This is a genomic window from Lichenifustis flavocetrariae, assembly GCF_026130545.1.
In the GTDB taxonomy this organism is placed as follows: Bacteria; Pseudomonadota; Alphaproteobacteria; order Rhizobiales; family Beijerinckiaceae; genus Lichenihabitans; species Lichenihabitans flavocetrariae.
In genome coordinates, this window is record NZ_JAMOIM010000018.1 from 15,748 (window position 1) to 31,456 (window position 15,709).

The 15,709-nt window shown below is 66.3% G+C and carries 15 protein-coding genes; 10 read left to right on the plus strand and 5 right to left on the minus strand.

Annotated elements, in window-relative coordinates; genetic code table 11:
• Positions 1-69: 69 nt before the first annotated feature.
• From M8523_RS22450 to M8523_RS22495, 10 genes are all read left to right on the plus strand, one after another.
• On the plus strand, positions 70-933 hold the full coding sequence (locus M8523_RS22450; RefSeq protein ID WP_282587143.1) for an ABC transporter permease: 864 nt from the start codon (positions 70-72) through the stop codon (positions 931-933).
• Entirely contained in the window at positions 930-1,823 is an 894-nt protein-coding gene (locus tag M8523_RS22455; protein WP_428351066.1) for an ABC transporter permease, read from the plus strand. The genes M8523_RS22450 and M8523_RS22455 overlap by 4 nt, the downstream gene beginning before the upstream one ends.
• Positions 1,824-1,831: 8 nt before the next feature.
• Complete coding sequence (locus M8523_RS22460; protein ID WP_282587144.1) at positions 1,832-2,932, plus strand: ABC transporter ATP-binding protein; 1,101 nt, start codon at positions 1,832-1,834, stop codon at positions 2,930-2,932.
• Between the two features lie 22 nt (positions 2,933-2,954).
• On the plus strand, positions 2,955-3,440 hold the full coding sequence (locus tag M8523_RS22465) for a (2Fe-2S)-binding protein (RefSeq protein ID WP_282587145.1): 486 nt from the start codon (positions 2,955-2,957) through the stop codon (positions 3,438-3,440).
• A gap of 13 nt (positions 3,441-3,453) precedes the next feature.
• Positions 3,454-5,847, plus strand: coding sequence for a xanthine dehydrogenase family protein molybdopterin-binding subunit (locus M8523_RS22470; protein ID WP_282587146.1), 2,394 nt, complete (start codon positions 3,454-3,456; stop codon positions 5,845-5,847).
• A 14-nt stretch (positions 5,848-5,861) separates the two neighbouring features.
• Positions 5,862-6,659, plus strand: coding sequence for an FAD binding domain-containing protein (locus M8523_RS22475; protein ID WP_282587147.1), 798 nt, complete (start codon positions 5,862-5,864; stop codon positions 6,657-6,659).
• A 12-nt stretch (positions 6,660-6,671) separates the two neighbouring features.
• Positions 6,672-8,123, plus strand: coding sequence for an amidase (locus M8523_RS22480; RefSeq protein ID WP_282587148.1), 1,452 nt, complete (start codon positions 6,672-6,674; stop codon positions 8,121-8,123).
• 44 nt (positions 8,124-8,167) lie between these two features.
• The gene (locus M8523_RS22485) at positions 8,168-9,082 is read left to right on the plus strand and encodes a LysR substrate-binding domain-containing protein (protein ID WP_282587149.1); all 915 of its coding nucleotides are present in this window, start codon (positions 8,168-8,170) and stop codon (positions 9,080-9,082) included.
• 22 nt (positions 9,083-9,104) lie between these two features.
• Entirely contained in the window at positions 9,105-10,028 is a 924-nt protein-coding gene (locus tag M8523_RS22490) for an AAA family ATPase (RefSeq protein ID WP_282587150.1), read from the plus strand.
• Between the two features lie 63 nt (positions 10,029-10,091).
• Positions 10,092-11,375: a vWA domain-containing protein gene (locus tag M8523_RS22495; RefSeq protein WP_282587238.1), complete on the plus strand. Its 1,284-nt coding sequence runs from the start codon at positions 10,092-10,094 to the stop codon at positions 11,373-11,375.
• Here the strand turns inward: M8523_RS22495 and M8523_RS22500 are convergent.
• The 5 genes from M8523_RS22500 to M8523_RS22515 all read right to left on the minus strand — a co-directional run bounded on the left by M8523_RS22500 (position 11,294) and on the right by M8523_RS22515 (position 15,690).
• Positions 11,294-11,635: a winged helix-turn-helix transcriptional regulator gene (locus tag M8523_RS22500; RefSeq protein WP_282587151.1), complete on the minus strand. Its 342-nt coding sequence runs from the start codon at positions 11,633-11,635 to the stop codon at positions 11,294-11,296. The two genes, M8523_RS22495 and M8523_RS22500, sit on opposite strands and share 82 nt — an antisense overlap.
• A gap of 43 nt (positions 11,636-11,678) precedes the next feature.
• A complete protein-coding gene (locus M8523_RS36815) occupies positions 11,679-11,939 on the minus strand; it encodes a hypothetical protein (RefSeq protein WP_428351071.1) in 261 nt (86 codons plus the stop codon).
• Positions 11,940-11,982: 43 nt separating this feature from the next.
• On the minus strand, positions 11,983-12,102 hold the full coding sequence (locus M8523_RS22505) for a hypothetical protein (RefSeq protein WP_282587152.1): 120 nt from the start codon (positions 12,100-12,102) through the stop codon (positions 11,983-11,985).
• Positions 12,103-12,235: 133 nt separating this feature from the next.
• On the minus strand, positions 12,236-13,120 hold the full coding sequence (locus M8523_RS22510) for an SMP-30/gluconolactonase/LRE family protein (RefSeq protein WP_282587153.1): 885 nt from the start codon (positions 13,118-13,120) through the stop codon (positions 12,236-12,238).
• The gene (locus tag M8523_RS22515) at positions 13,117-15,690 is read right to left on the minus strand and encodes an ATP-binding cassette domain-containing protein (protein WP_282587154.1); all 2,574 of its coding nucleotides are present in this window, start codon (positions 15,688-15,690) and stop codon (positions 13,117-13,119) included. Before M8523_RS22515 ends, M8523_RS22510 begins: the two co-directional genes overlap by 4 nt.
• Between the last annotated feature and the right edge of the window lie 19 nt (positions 15,691-15,709).

Sequence of the window (15,709 nt, forward strand, 5' to 3'; positions counted from 1 at the left end):
CCGCGATGCCCCTTCTCCCGCTAGGGGAGAAGGGGTGCCTGGCTGAACCCTGCCTGTTACGGAGCGCTTATGCGCCTCAGCAAACCCGTCGTGAGCTGGCTCTATGTCGCGCCGCTCGTCCTCGTCCTGATCCCGTTCTTCGTCGTGCCGATCGTCGTCGTGCTGATCGCGAGCGTGTTCGACACGGACGGGTTTGGCGGCCTGATCCCGACCTTTACGTTGAGCAACTATCTGAACGTCTTCACGTCGACCCTGACTTTCAATCTCTACTACGAGACCATCAAATTCACGGTCCTGACCTGGATATTTACGCTCCTGCTTGGATTTTTTATCGCCTACTACCTGGTCTTCCACGTGAAGAACCAACTGCTGGCCATCGGCCTTTTCCTGCTCTGCACGGTCCCGTTCTGGACCTCGAACATTATCCGAATGATTTCCTGGATTCCCCTGCTTGGCAAAGAAGGGCTCATCAATACGGCCCTGATCAAGATCGGGCTCATCCACGAGCCGCTTGGATTTCTGCTTTATTCGAGCTTCGCCGTTGTGGTCGCTTATGTGCACCAGCTGACGATCTTCATGATCGTGCCGATCTTCAATTCCATGGTGCGCATCGACAAGCGCGTGATCGAGGCGGCTGTCGACGCCGGGGCGAGCCGCTTCGACATCCTGCGGCTCATCGTCATTCCGCTGTCGAAGAGCGGCATCGCCCTCGGTACCATCTTCGTCGTGGCCATCGTGATGGGCGACTTCTTCGTCACCAAGGTGATGTCCGGCGGCGGTTCTGCCTCGGTGGTCGGCGCCTTTTATGAGGACATCGGAGTGCTGCAATATCCTGGGGCCGCGGCGAGCGCGGTCGTCCTCACGGTCATTCTCATGACCTCGGTGGCCCTCATCCTGCGCACGGTCGACATCCGCAAGGAGATTACCTCGTGAGCGCGGCCCCGGCGGCGATGCCGGCCGCGAAGACCCATGCCAAGCGCCGCGCTATCGCACCCAGCAAGGGCAGGCGGCCCTGGACCTTCTATGCCCTCACGGCCCTCTTCGTCTTCTACGTCCTCGCCCTCTACGGCCCGATGATCTGCATCTACATCCTGTCGTTCCAGGATGTGCGCGGCGGACTGGTCTTCCCGATGAAGGGTTTCTCGCTGCACTGGTTCGTCGACCTCTTCACGCAGGTCCGCACCGGCGATGTTAAAGGCGCCTTCAGCCGCTCCATCAAGCTCGCCATCCTGGTCACGGCCATCACCGTCGTCGTCTCGTTCCTTTCGGCCATGGCGTTCCGCCGCCGCTTCCCCGGCGACAACATCGTCTTCGCGCTGATGATCGGCTCGCTCGTAGCACCCGGCCTCGTCCTCGGCATCGGCGTAGGCCTGATGTTCAATTTTCTCGGCATCGACACGTCCTGGTGGGGATCGGCGTTGGGCGCGCAGCTCTCTTGGACGCTGCCCTTCGGCGTGCTCGTGATGTTCGCCGTGATGTCGCGCTTCAATCCGGCCTGGGAAGAAGCGGCCTACGATCTCGGCGCGACGCGCTGGCAAACCATCCGGCTCGTCATCGTGCCGGTGCTGGCGCCGGGCCTGGTTGCGGTCGCGCTCTTCGGCTTCACGCTGTCCTACGACGAATTCGCTCGCACGCTGCAGACCGCCGGACCACAGAACACGCTTCCCCTCGAAATCTGGAGCATGACGATGAACGTCACTTCGCCGTCGCTCTATGCGCTCGGCACGGTCACGACCGTCATCTCCTTTCTCGTCATCGGCATCAGTCTGGGTACGATCGTGCTGATGCAGAAGCGGCGCGGCCAACGCGCTCCCATGCATTGAGGTCCACCATGGCAATCCAGCGCGGCGCCATCGAACTGGCGGGTCTCACGAAGAGCTACGACGGGGTCACACCCGTGGTGCAGGGCGTCAACCTGAAGATCCCCGACGGCGCCTATTGCTGCTTCCTCGGCCCGTCTGGATGCGGCAAGACCACGATCCTACGTATGATCGCCGGCCACGAGGATCCAACCGACGGCGAGATCCTGATCGGCGGCGAGAATGTGGTGGGCCTGCCGCCGGTGGAGCGCGGAACCGCCATGATGTTTCAGTCCTACGCGCTCTTCCCGCACCTGTCGGTGCGGGACAACATCGCCTTCGCGCTGCGGGTGCGCGGCCAAGACAAGGCCGAGCGCTATCGGCTGACCGACGCCATGATCGAGAAGGTGCGGCTGACGGAGCTGCGCGACCGCCTTCCGGGCCAACTCTCGGGCGGCCAGCAGCAGCGTGTCGCGCTCGCCCGGGCCGCCATCACCGAACCGCGCGTGTTGCTTCTCGACGAGCCGCTCTCGGCGCTCGACGAACAGTTGCGCATCCAGATGCGATCCGAACTCCGTCGGATGCAGCGCGAACTCGGCATCACGTTCATCCACGTCACCCATTCGCAGCTGGAGGCGATCGCGCTCGCCGACATCGTGGTCGTGATGGAGAAGGGCCAGATCAAGCAGTCCGGCGCGGCGCGCGATGTCTATGCCGCACCGAAGGACCGTTATGTCGCCGAGTTTCTGGGCGGACAGAACGTGTTCTCGGGCCGGGTCGGGACCGTGAATGGCGACCGGATCGTGCTGCAGGCGTCCGAGATGAAGCAGGTGGCCATCCCGCTCTGTGGCGCGCGCGTGAAACAGGGCGATGCAATCGATGTCGCTGTCCGCCGCGATGACATCAACCTGCTGCGCCCCGGCGCAACCCTTGCAGGCGATACCTCATCGTTGGCGAGCCGGGTGATGGGGATCGAGTACCAGGGCAATTTCGTGAAGGTGATGCTCGATCCGGTCGGGTCGGATGAATTTGTCGCCTACGTGCCCGAACGCACCTTCTTTCACGATCCGCTCGATATCGGCGACGTCGTGATGGCCGCCTGGCCCGCCGACCACGCCCGCCTTCTCGCCTGAACCCGCGCCCTAGGAGCCGCTCATGCCCATTTCGTTCACGCTCAACGGCCGGTCCCGGACAGCGGATGTGCCTTCCTCGACCCTCGTCTCGGACCTGCTGCGCGATCATATGAACCTCACCGGCACTCATGTGGGCTGCGACACGAGTCAATGCGGCGCTTGCGTGGTGCTGCTCGACGGCGAGGCGGTGAAGAGCTGTACACTTCTCGCCCCGGTCTTGGCCGGTCGATCGCTGACGACCATCGAGGGCCTCGCCAAAGGCGAAAAGCTGCATCCCATGCAGGAAGCCTTCCACACGCAACACGGCCTGCAATGCGGCTTCTGCACACCCGGGATGGTGATGACCGCCATCGACCTCGTGAATCACAATCCGGTGCCGACCGAAGCCGAGATCCGCGAGGGCCTGGAAGGCAACATCTGCCGCTGCACGGGCTACCAGAACATCGTCAAGGCCATTCAGGCCGGTGCTGCCGCCATGGCGGCTTCGACCACGGCCGCAGCCGCCTGAGGGAGCAGAACACATGGCCACCATCACTGGCGTTGGAGCCGCTCCGCTCCGCAAGGAAGACCTCCGTTTCCTCACCGGCCGCGGACAATATGTAGCCGACATGAAGCGGCTGGACATGGCCATCGGCGTCTTCGTTCGCTCGCCGCACGCCCATGCGGTGCTGAAGGGCATCGATGCCTCGGCAGCCCTGCAGGCGCCCGGCGTGCTGGCGGTACTCACCGGCCAGGACGTTGCGGCTGATGGCCTTGGTTCACTCCCCTGCGGATGGGCCATCACGGGCAAGGACGGCGTGCCCATGAAGGAGCCGTCCTTCCCGATCCTGGCGCAGGGCAAGGTTCGCTTCGTCGGCGACATGGTGGCCTTTGTGATCGCCGAGTCGATCGAACAAGCCCGTGCCGCAGCCGAGTTGGTGATCGTCGATTATGAGGAGTTGCCGGCCGTCGTTGGGGTGCTTGAGGCGGTGAGCGACGGCGCGCCGCAACTCTACGACGACGTTCCCGGCAACCTGTGCTGCGATTGGGCTTTGGGTGACGAAGCCGCGACCGACGCCGCCTTTGCGAAAGCGGCCCATGTGGCGCGGCTCAGTCTGATCAACAATCGCCTCATCGGCAATCCCATGGAGCCGCGCGCCGCACTTGCCGAGTACAATCCCGGGAATGGCCATTACACGCTCTTCACGACGAGCCAATTTCCCCATGTCGTGCGCTGGCTGATGAGCGCGCTCGTGCTCAAGATTCCCGAGCAAAAGGTGCGGGTGGTCGCGCCGGATGTGGGTGGCGGCTTCGGGGTCAAGCAATTCCTCTACGGCGAAGAAGCCGTGATTACCTGGGCGGCGAAGAAGGTCGGTGTGCCGGTCAAATGGGTCTCGGACCGGGCGGAAGGTTTCATGTCCGACCGCCAGGGGCGTGACCACGTGACCGAAGCGGAGCTCGCGCTTGACGAGAACGGCAAGTTCCTCGGGTTTCGGGTGCACACGCTCGCCAATATGGGCGGCTATCTATCGACCTTCGGGCCGAATATCCCCACCAACCTCTATGCGCCCCTGCTGGGCGGCGTCTACACGACGCCCGCCATCTACTGCAACGTGAAGGTCGTCTTCACCAATACTGTGCCGGTCGATGCCTATCGCGGCGCAGGCCGCCCCGAAGCCACGTTCGTGGTCGAGCGGATCGTCGATGTTGCAGCAGCCGACATGGGCATCGACCGGGTCGAACTGCGGCGTCGCAACATGATCCCCAAGGAGGCCTACCCCTATCAGACACCGGTTCTGGTCGAATACGACTCGGGCGATCCCGTGGGGTGTCTCGACCGTGCCGAGACCGTGGCGGATGTGGCGGGCTTCGCGTCCCGCAAGGCTGCGTCGAGGGCTGCCGGCAGGTTTCGGGGTCTGGGTTACTCTACCTACGTCGAAGCCTGCGGGCTTGCTCCATCCCGCTTCGCAGGCCGACTCGGCGCGCGTGGAGGCCTCTACGAAAGCGCGACCCTGCGGGTTCACCCGACAGGTCAGGTCACGGTGCTGATCGGCACCCACAATCACGGGCAAGGGCACGAGACGACCTTCGCCCAGATCGTCTCGGAACGGCTCGGCATTCCATTCGAGAATGTCGACATCGTCTTCGGCGACACCGACAAGGTGCAGTTCGGGATGGGGACCTACGGCTCGCGCTCCCTCGTGGTGGGCGGCTCAGCCCTCAACAAGGCGAGCGACAAGGTCATCGCGAAGGGCCGCAAGATCGCCGCCCATCTCCTCGAAGCGGGCGAGCAGGACATCGAATTCGAAGCGGGCGTGTTCTCGGTCGCCGGTACGGACCGAACCAAGAGCTTCGTCGAGATCGCGCTGGCCGCCTATGTGCCACACAATTATCCGCTCGAAGTGCTCGAACCCGGTTTGGAGGAACAGGCCTATTACGACCCGATCAATTTCACCTACCCGGGCGGCGCGCACATCTGCGAAGTCGAGATCGACCCGGACACCGGTGTGGTGAGGATCGAGAGGTACACTGGCGTCGACGACGTCGGAACCGTGATCAACCCGATGATCGTCGAGGGCCAATTGCACGGAGGGATCGTGCAAGGCATCGGCCAGGCACTCTGCGAGGCGGCCATTTACGACGACCAGTCGGGCCAGCTGCTCAGCGGCTCCTTCATGGATTATTGCATGCCGCGCGCCGACATGAGCCCGCACATGGATGTCTCGACCCATTCGACGCCCTGCACCCATACGCCTTTGGGCGTGAAAGGATGTGGCGAGGTTGGCACGATCGGCTCGCCCGCCGCCGTGATCAATGCCGTGGTCGACGCGCTGTCACATCTTGGCGTGACGCACGTGGACATGCCCGCGACACCGAACCGGATTTGGCGCGTCATCCAGAACGCGACTCTGCCGCGCGCCCTCGCGGCTGAATAAGGGAGGGGAAAAGCTTGCGCGATTTTGCCTATCACCAACCGGCCACAGTGCCGGATGCCGTGGCGCTGCTCGGCTCCGTCTCGGAGAGCCGGCCCATCGCGGGCGGCATGACCCTGCTGCCGACCTTGAAGAACCGTCTCGCGTCGCCGTCTGCCTTGATCGATCTCGCGGGTCTGCCTGGACTTCAAAGCATCGAGGAGAGGTCCTTCGGCCTTGCGATCGGCGCACTCGCCCGGCACGCCGACGTGGCCCGGTCGAGGCTCGTGGCGACGCGCATCCCGGCGCTGGCCCGGCTCGCGGGTTCGATCGGCGATCCGGCCGTCCGCCATCGGGGCACAATCGGTGGATCGCTCGCAAATAATGATCCGGCGGCCGACTATCCCGCCGCGGCGCTGGCTCTCGGCGCGAGGATCGTCACGAACCGGCGTGAGATCCCGGCCGACGACTTCTTCCTCGGCCTGTTCGAAACCGCGCTCGGACCTGATGAACTCATCACCGGCGTGGTTTTCCCCGCCCCGAAGCGGGCCGGCTACGCCAAGCTCCGCAACCCGGCGTCGCGCTACGCGGTCGTCGGCGTGTTCGTGGCCGAAACGGCAAATGGGATCCGGGTTGCCATGACTGGCGCAGGCAACGGGGTCGTTCGAGTCCCCGAATTCGAGCAGGCGCTGGCAACCTCCTTTGCGCCGGAGGCCGTCGCCCACCTGAGGCTTGCCCCCGACGATTTCGCCTCGGACATGCATGCCGAAGCCGCCTATCGCGCGCATCTCGCGAGCGTGATGGCCGCACGTGCCGTCGCTGACGCCCTGGCCTAAGCCGAGACTCTCATGACCCTGGTGACCGAAGAGGGCGGCGTTGCCGTCAACGACCTCGCGCGTCTGTCCGCAGGCGAACTTCTGCGAGGATATCGCGCTGGCCACTTCACGCCGGTTGACGTCGTCGATGACGTGATTGCATCCCTGAAGCGTGTCGATTCCCGCTGCAACGTGGTCGTGGAACCGCTTTACGAGCAGGCGCGTCGCCACGCCGAGGCGGCGGCCCTCGACTGGGCGGCTGGCCGGCCGCACGGCCCTCTGGCAGGCGTGCCGGTGACCATCAAGGACCTTGTCTTCGTGGCAGGGGTGCCGGCGCGCGGCGGGGCGCCCGCCAACCAGGGCTTCGTGCCCAAGGCCGACGCCGCCGTGGTCAGCCGTCTTCGCGCGGCCGGGGCGGTGGTCACCTGCAAGACCACGACCTGCGAGTCGGGCTACAAGCTCACGGCCGACAGCCCCGTGTCGGGCATCACCCGCAATCCCTGGCGGCTTGACCGGACAAGCGGCGGATCGAGCGGTGGGGCCGTGGCCGCGATGGCGGCGGGCTGTGGTCCGCTGGCGGTCGGGACCGACGGCGTCGGCTCCATCCGCGTGCCGTCCAGCTTCTGCGGTGTGTTCGGCATCAAGCCGACATTTGGTCTCGTACCGCGCTCGCCAGGCTTCTCGCCGCCGTCCTGGGGGTCGCTTGCCCACACGGGGCCAATCACCCGCACGGTCGCCGATGCTGCCCTCATGCTGGGCATCATGGCAGGGCATGATGCGCGCGACGGAAGCAGCTTGCCCCTCTCGGGCTTCACCTATGAGGCCAATCCCGGGTCCCTTGCGGGACTTCGGGTCGCCGCGAGCGTCGATCTCGGATATGCCGCGGTCGATCCGGAAATACGCGCTGCCTTCGACCGTGCGCTCGACACACTCGCGAACTGCGGCGCGGCCGTGATCGTCGACGGGCTCGAGGTCGACCCTGGCATCCTCGATCGGACCCTCAAGCCCATTGCCTTGACCGAGCAGGCCGCGGCCGTGTCCGGACGGAGTGCGGCGGATCTCGCCGATTCGGAACCTGACTATCTGGCCGCCATCGATCAGGGTCGCCGCTACAGCGGCACCGACTATATCGAGGCCACCTACCGGCGCGGCGACCTGCGAGCGAAGTTCCTCGCCCTGTTCGACCGCGCCGACATCCTGGTCACGCCGACGGTCGCGGTCACGGCCTTCGCGGCGGGCACGCTCGGCGTCGATGCGATCGACGGGCGGCCCGTCGATCCTCACCTTGGCTGGTCGCCATTCTCCTGGCCGATGAACCTGGCCGGCCTGCCGGCCGCGACCGTCCCCTGCGGCTTCGATCGTGACGGCCTGCCCATCGGGCTACAGATCGTTGCCCCATGGCTCGGAGAGGCGGCGATCTTCCGGGTCGCAGCAGCCTTTGAAGCCGCTCAGCCCTGGGCGGGACGTTGGCCGGACATCGCCTGAGGTCTTGATTGGTGAGCAGCACAGGTCTTGCATGGCTGCCGCCGATGAACCTGATCAGCCTCGACATCCGCATGCTGCGCTCGCTGGTCTCGGTCGTGGATTCCGGCAGCATCACCGAGACGGCGCGCCGACTCGGCCGGACGCAGCCGGCCATCACGCTTCAGCTCAAGCGTCTCGAAGAGCTGGCCGGCAAGCCCCTGTTCAGTCACGAAGGGCGGCGCATGGCGCTGACCAGCGACGGCGATACGGTCTTGACCTACGCCAAATCGATCCTTCGCCTCCACGACGAGTTGCTCTCCCAGCTCGCAGCACCCTCAATCGAGGGGCATGTCGTCCTCGGCACGCCCGATCTCTATGCCGCCTTCCTGCTGCCTTCGATCCTTTCGGTTTTCCGCCGCGCGTTCCCGGGCATCCAGGTCGAGCTGAACTGCTCGCTTTCGACACCGCTCGTCAATCTGGTGAAACGCGGTGAGGTCGACGTGGCGCTTGTGACGCGAATGAATGATTTCACCGGCGGTCAGGTGGTCGGCCAGGAGCAACTGGTTTGGATGGTCGGTGAACGTTCCACGGCGCATCAGGAACGGCAGGTGCCGCTTGCGCTCCTGCCTCCGGGAAACATCTACCGCGACCATGCCATCGCGAAGCTCGAGGAGGTGCATCGCCGCTGGCGCGTGGCGTGCCAGAGCGAGAGCGTTGGCGGGCTACAGGCGGCTGTCTTCTCCGGCATGGCGGTCACCGTTCTGGGTCGCAGCGCGCTCGTGCCGACGATGCGGGAACTCAGCTCGGAAGAAGGCTTCCCGCCTCTCCCCAAAGTGGACCTTCTTCTCTATCGTTCCCACCGGGCGGCGTCGAAGGCGGCCCAAGCCCTGCACGACTACCTCGCCCACTACCTGAGCCTCGACACGGAGTTGCAGCCTGTGCCGCCTCATCCGGCAGACAAAGCTGGGGATGTGCTTTAAAAAATCGGGTAGAACGGGTCCCATGTCACATCTGCTTCCCACATCTATCGATGAGACGCTGGCTCTGCTCCAGCGGGCCGACTATGTCGGCGATCGCGCCCTTGCCACCGTGCTGTTCCTGAGCCTTCGCATGGGCCGTCCGCTCTTTCTCGAGGGCGAGGCGGGCGTGGGCAAGACGGAGATCGCCAAGGTGCTGGCCAAGTCACTGGGGCGCCGGCTGATCCGCCTCCAGTGCTACGAAGGCCTCGATACGGCGTCGGCGGTCTATGAGTGGAACTATGCCGGCCAGATGATGGCGATCCGCCTCTCGGAGGCCGCCGGTGACAAGGACCGCGTGACGCTGCAGGAGGACGTCTTCTCGGAGCGCTATCTTATCAAGCGACCGCTGCTCCAGGCTCTCCAGCCCGACGCCGCGGGCGCGCCGATCCTGCTTATCGACGAACTCGACCGCGCCGACGAAGCCTTCGAGGCCTATCTCCTCGAAGTGCTGTCGGATTTCCAGATCACAATTCCGGAGATCGGGACCGTCAAGGCGGCGGAGCCCCCGGTCGTCATCATCACCTCGAACCGCACCCGCGAGATCCACGACGCCCTGAAGCGGCGCTGCCTCTACCATTGGGTCGACTACCCCGACGCCGAGCGGGAGGCGCGGATCCTCTCCGTCAAGGCACCGGCGGCGCCCGCCGCCCTGACGCGGGAGCTCGTCGCCTTCGTGCAGAAGCTCCGCAAGGAGGATCTGTTCAAGTCGCCTGGGGTTGCCGAGACGCTCGACTGGGCCATGGCGCTGACCGAACTCGACGCGGTGGCCCTCGACCCCGACCTCGTGACCGACACACTCGGCGTGCTGCTCAAATACCAGGACGACATCGCCAAGCTGCAGGGCTCGCGGGCCCAAGTGCTGATCGACGAAGTGCGGGCGGATCTGGCGCATCGGGCGGTGGCTTGATTGGGTGAGCCTGGCCCCATCTCGGCCACCGGCCTCGACGGTGGCAAGCTGGCCATCAACGTCATGCATTTCGCGCGCGCCCTCCGGGCCGCCGGCCTCGCGATTGGTCCGGGTGCCGTGCAGGATGCCCTGACAGCCCTCCAATTGGCCGGCTTCGAGCATCGCGACGATGTCCGCGCCGCCTTGCATGCTACGTTGGTTCGCCGGCACGACCAGACGATCCTGTTCGATCAGGCCTTCGACGCCTTCTGGCGCCGTCGCGGCTATCTCGACAAGCTGATGGCAGCGCTGTCGCCCCTGGCTCAGCCCGAAGCCGGCAAGCAGAAGAAGCCCGATCCGGGTGCCTCGCGGGTCTCCGAGGCCCTGGCGCGATCCCGGCGGGATGAGCGTCCCGCTCCGCCACCCGAACTTTCGGCGCGCCTGACGGTCTCCGCCCAGGAAAAGCTGGCCCGCAAGGACTTCGCCCAGATGACGGCGGCCGAGATCGCCGAGGCGATCCGGCTCGTCGCGCAACTGCGTCTGCCGCGCGATGCGGTGAAGGTTCGGCGGCACACGGCGGATGCGCGTGGCAGCCGCGTCGACCCGCGCCGTGCGTTTCGCCGTTCGATGCGGGCGGGCGGCGCCGGCATCGAACTCGCCTACCGCAGCCCCGAGGAGAAGCGGCCGCCGATCGTGGCAATCTGCGACATCTCGGGGTCGATGGCGGATTACACACGCATCTTCCTGCATTTTCTCCATGCCATGACGGCAGAGCGCCGCAACGTCCATTCCTTCCTGTTCGGCACGCGTCTCACCAACGTGACGCGCGCCCTGCGCGCGAAGGACGCCGACGAGGCGCTCACGGCTTGCGGCGCCGGGGTGCTCGACTGGGCCGGCGGCACACGCATCGGACCGTCGCTTCACCGGTTCAACAAGGACTGGTCCCGTCGCGTCCTCGGTCAGGGCGCGACCGTGATTCTCTTCACGGACGGACTTGAGCGCGAAGGACTCGCCGAATTGGCGCAGGAGATGGAGCGTCTCCACCGATCCTGCCGCAGGCTGATCTGGGTCAACCCGCTGCTGCGCTTCGCCGCCTTCGAGGCCAAAGCGGGCGGAATCCGGACCATGCTGGCCCATGTCGACGACTTTCGACCCATTCACGATCTGCGATCGATGCGCGATTTGTGCACGGCGCTGGGAAATGGGGCAGGCCGCGGCGCCAACCCACGACGCTGGCTCAGAATCGCCGAGGCAGAGCGACCGATCCATCCCGGTCAACGACCGCTTCAGGCGAGGTCGTCGGCTGGGGACTTCACCGGTTCGAACCGGATGCTGAGCGCAGGCGCGGTCACCTCGCCCCAATCATAGAGCGCTTGCAGGACGGGCCGCAGCAACCCACCCTGGTCCGAGAGACAATAGCGCACCAGACGCCCGTCAAAGGGGTCTGTCTCGCGGTGGATGAGGCCGGTGTTCTCCAACGCCCGGAAGCGCTCGGTCAGCACTGCTAATGCCGCGGGCTCGCCGGGCGGCAGCGGCTCCTCGGCGAACATCGGCCGTCCCGGCGCCAACGCTTCGATGTCGGCTAGGGCCGCGGCCGCGCTTGCGGGACGGCCATGGAAGTCCACCATCACCTTGATGCCCGGGCCGACGGGGCTGCCCGGAGTGCCTCCATCATGCGGGCGACCTTATCCACCCCCGGCAATGGCGCATGATAATGTGTGTTAGGGAATGAACACGGCCTTGAGATGCGGTAGCCCCTCTCGACAACCTTCCGGGCGCGCTCCACAAGCGGGGCGACTTCCAGCGTCTCGTAAACGGCGCGCATGTCGCCGAGCCCGAGGTGTAGACCTGCACCTTGTCGCGCACCTTTCCGCCGAGCAGGCGCCAGACCGGCACCCCGAGATGCCTCTCTAGGATGTCCCAGAGCGCCATCTCGATGCCCGAGACCGCGCTTCACGCCGATGACGCCGAGCCGTCAGAATCTGCACTTCTTCAGCACGCGCACCGCCTGCTCGATGTCGCGCGGATCGCGCCCGACCAGCAAAGGCGCCAGGTCCTCGATGGCGCCTACCACCGAGCTGGTCTTCCATGTCACCGTGACCTCGCCCCAGCCAAACAGGCCGGCCTCGTCCGTCTCGACCTAGACGAAGACCCGGTGGCGCATTTCGGTGTTGACGATGCGGGTCGAGATGGCGGTGATCTTCACGGGCGATGCCCTGGCATTGTGATCAGCCGGCGAAGCGCGGCTCGGGCAGGCCACCGACTCCGACGTCGAGAGCCAGCAGGCCGCCAGCATGGGGTTGGGCCGCGAGAGCGTCGCCCTCAAGATCCCACACGGCCGAGGTCACGTAGAGGGTCCGCAGATCCGTCCCGCCGAACATGCAGCTCGTGGGCTTCTGCACAGGCAGGAGCACCACGCGATCCACCCGGCCATCGGGGGCATAGCGAACGAGCCGCCAGCCGTCCCATTGCGCGTTCCACAGGAAGCCTTCCGCATCCACCGTGGAGCCGTCAGGCGTGCCCGGCTGGTCCGCGCAGTCGGTAAACACACGCCGCTTGCCGAGGCGCCCGGTCGCCACGTCGAAATCGTAGGCGAAGATGGTACGGCGCAAGCTGTCGGCGAAGTAGAAGACGCGGTCGTCCGGGCTCCAGGCGAGGCTGTTGGAAATCCCGATGCCACCCTCCATGCGATGGCAGGACAGATCGGGATCGAGGCGGTAGAGCGCCCCGGATGGGGCCCTCAACCCGTCGTCCATGGTACCGGCCCAGAAGCGGCCGCGCCGGTCGCATTTGCCGTCGTTCATGCGATTGGTCGGCAGATGCGACTCGGGCGCAGCCAGACGACGGATCGCGCCCGTTGGAGGATCGAAGAACGCGAAGCCCGAGGCCAAGGCGAGTACGAGCCCGCCCGTCTCGCGCAGAGCCAGGGCGCAGACCCGCTCCTGGAAGTGCCACCGCTCGACGGCGCCCGTCGCGGGCTCGTAGCGCTGCAATAGGCGGCCCTCGATGTCGACCCAGTAGAGCGCCTGTTCGGCGACATCCCAGACCGGCACCTCGCCCAGCTTGTTGCGGGCGTCGACGACGCAGCGGACCTCGGATGTTTCCGCACTCATAGCGCACGCCTCCGCGATAGACGCAACGAATAGCCCGCGACGGCGATCAGGGTGAGGCCGCCCGTCCAGACATATTGGAAATAGGCCGATACATGCATGAGGTTCAGCGCGTTCTGCATGACACCGACCGCGATGGCGCCAAGCAGCACCCCGATCGCCGTGCCGCGGCCACCGAACACGCTGACCCCGCCGACCACCACCGCCGTCACCGAGGCCAGCGTGAACGAGGCGCCTGCCTGCGGATCGCCGCTGCCGATGCGCGCCGCGATCAACAAGCCCGCCCCGGCAGCGCAGATCGCACAGACCACATAGGCCAAGGCCCGCACCGCGCGGGTGCCGATGCCCACCACATGCGCGGCTTCGGCATTCGAGCCGACGCCGTAGAGCCGCTGGCCGAGCCGCCCGCGCACGAGCAGCAGTTCGGCGAGGAGGAAAAGCACCACCACGACGATTGCCGCGGCAGGAACCGGGCCGACGTTGGCGCTGAAGATGTCGAGAAAGCGATCGCCGACAAGACCGCCGGGGCTTGGCCGCACGATCAGCGCGAGGCCGAACACGATGGAATAGCTGGAGAGGGTCGCGATCAGGTCGGGGATGCGCAGGCGCACCACGAGCGCGGCGTTGAGCGCGCCGGTGAGGAGCCCCGCCGCGAGGCTCGCCACAACGGCGAGCACGACACCCCCGAGGCTTTCGCCCGTCGCGGTGTAGGACACGATGGCGGTGACGAGGCTGATCAGCGGCCCCACCGACAGATCGATGCCGCCGAGCAGGATTACGAAGAACTGCCCGAGGGCGACGAGCGCCAGCGGAGCGACTTGGCTGGCGATGTTGGACAGATTGCCGGGCGACAGGAAGAACGACGAGACGCGCGATGTCGCGAGCCCGAGGGCAAGCACCAGCGCCGCGAGCAGCGCCGCGCTGGCGTAGCGCGCCACCATCGCGTGACCGCCGCGGCGCGGAGCCGTGGCCGGCGTGGCTCGCGCCGCGTCGCCGTCAGCCTTGATGCCACCGCCCGCCAGGGCGGTCGTGCCGGCATCGACCGCGCTACCGACGATGCCTTCCTCCGTCGCCTCGGCGCCGCCGACCTCATTGACGACCCGTCCGCGCGAAAAGACGAGGATGCGGTCGCTGAGCCCGATCAATTCGAGAAGATCGGACGACACCAGGATCACCGCGGCCCCGGCCTCAGCCAAAGTCCGGATGCGGCGGTAGATCTCGAGCTTGGTCGCGACGTCGACGCCGCGCGTCGGATCCTCGAAGATGAAGACCTTGGGGTCACCCACGGTCCAGCGCCCGAGCACCACCTTCTGCTGGTTGCCGCCCGATAGGCTGGCGACACTCTGCTCGCCGGACGGGGTCTTGGTCGCGAAGCGCTCGATCGCGGCCCGTGTGACATCGCGCTCGCGGGCCGCCGGGATGAGCCCGAGGCCAGCCCAGTCGCGCAGATGGGGCAGCGAGGTGTTCTCGCGGATGGAATGGGGCAGGAACAGCCCTTCCTTCTGCCGCTCCGCGGGAACGTAGACGATGCCGGCACGGATCGCGCGGGCGGGCGTGCCGAGCCGCACGGCGGTGCTATCCAGCATCACCCGGCCGGTCCAGGGCGCGAGGCCGAACAAGGCGCGCACCACATCCGACTGGCCATTGCCCTGAATGCCGCCCAGCCCAAGCACCTCGCCGGCCCGCGCCGCGAAGCGTACCCCCTCGAAGCGCCCGTCGCTCGATAGATCCTCGACCACCAGTCGCGCGGCGCCGGGCGCGGTGGCGCGCGGCGGATAGGCGAGGGCCATCTCGCGCCCGACCATCATGGCGACGAGCTGTTCGTGGTCGACCTTATCGCGATCCACCGTGCCGACCACCTCGCCATCCTTGAGGACGGTGATGCGGTCCGCAATGGCGAAGACCTCCGGCAGCCGGTGCGAGATGAAGATCACCGCCGTGCCGGCCGCCCTGAGCTGCCGGACGATGACGAAGAGATGCTGGATCTCGGCCGCGTCGAGCGCGGAGGTGGGTTCGTCGAGGATCAGGACCGACGGGTCCGTGGTCAGCGCCCGTGCGATCTCGACGATCTGCCGTTCCGCGACGCTCAGATCGCGTATCCGCGCCGTCAAGGGCAGCGTCGCGATCCCTAGACGGTCGAGGATTGCTTGGGCGCCGCGGTCCATCGCGGCTCTGTCCACCAGCACTGCCCCGCCCGGCTCGCGGCCGAGCCAGATGTTCTGCGCGACGTCGAGGTCGGGCACCAGGCGGGTGTCCTGGTAGACCATGGCGATGCCGAGGTCCTGCGACTGCCGGGGCCCGATGATCGCAACCTCGGCGCCCCGAACCCGGATCACGCCGGCGTCGGGCCGCCAGACGCCGGCGATGATGCGCATCAGCGTCGACTTGCCGGCGCCGTTCTCGCCCATCAGGACATGCACCTCGCCCGGCCGACACGCGAAGGACACGCCCTTGAGCGCACGCACCACGCCGAACGATTTTTTGATCCCGACGAGTTCCAGCGCATTCGGCGCGACAAGACGATCCGCGACCGAGGTACCAGTCGCCTCTTCTTGCACTGCATCCAACATCATCGGGAACCGCCCTGCCCTT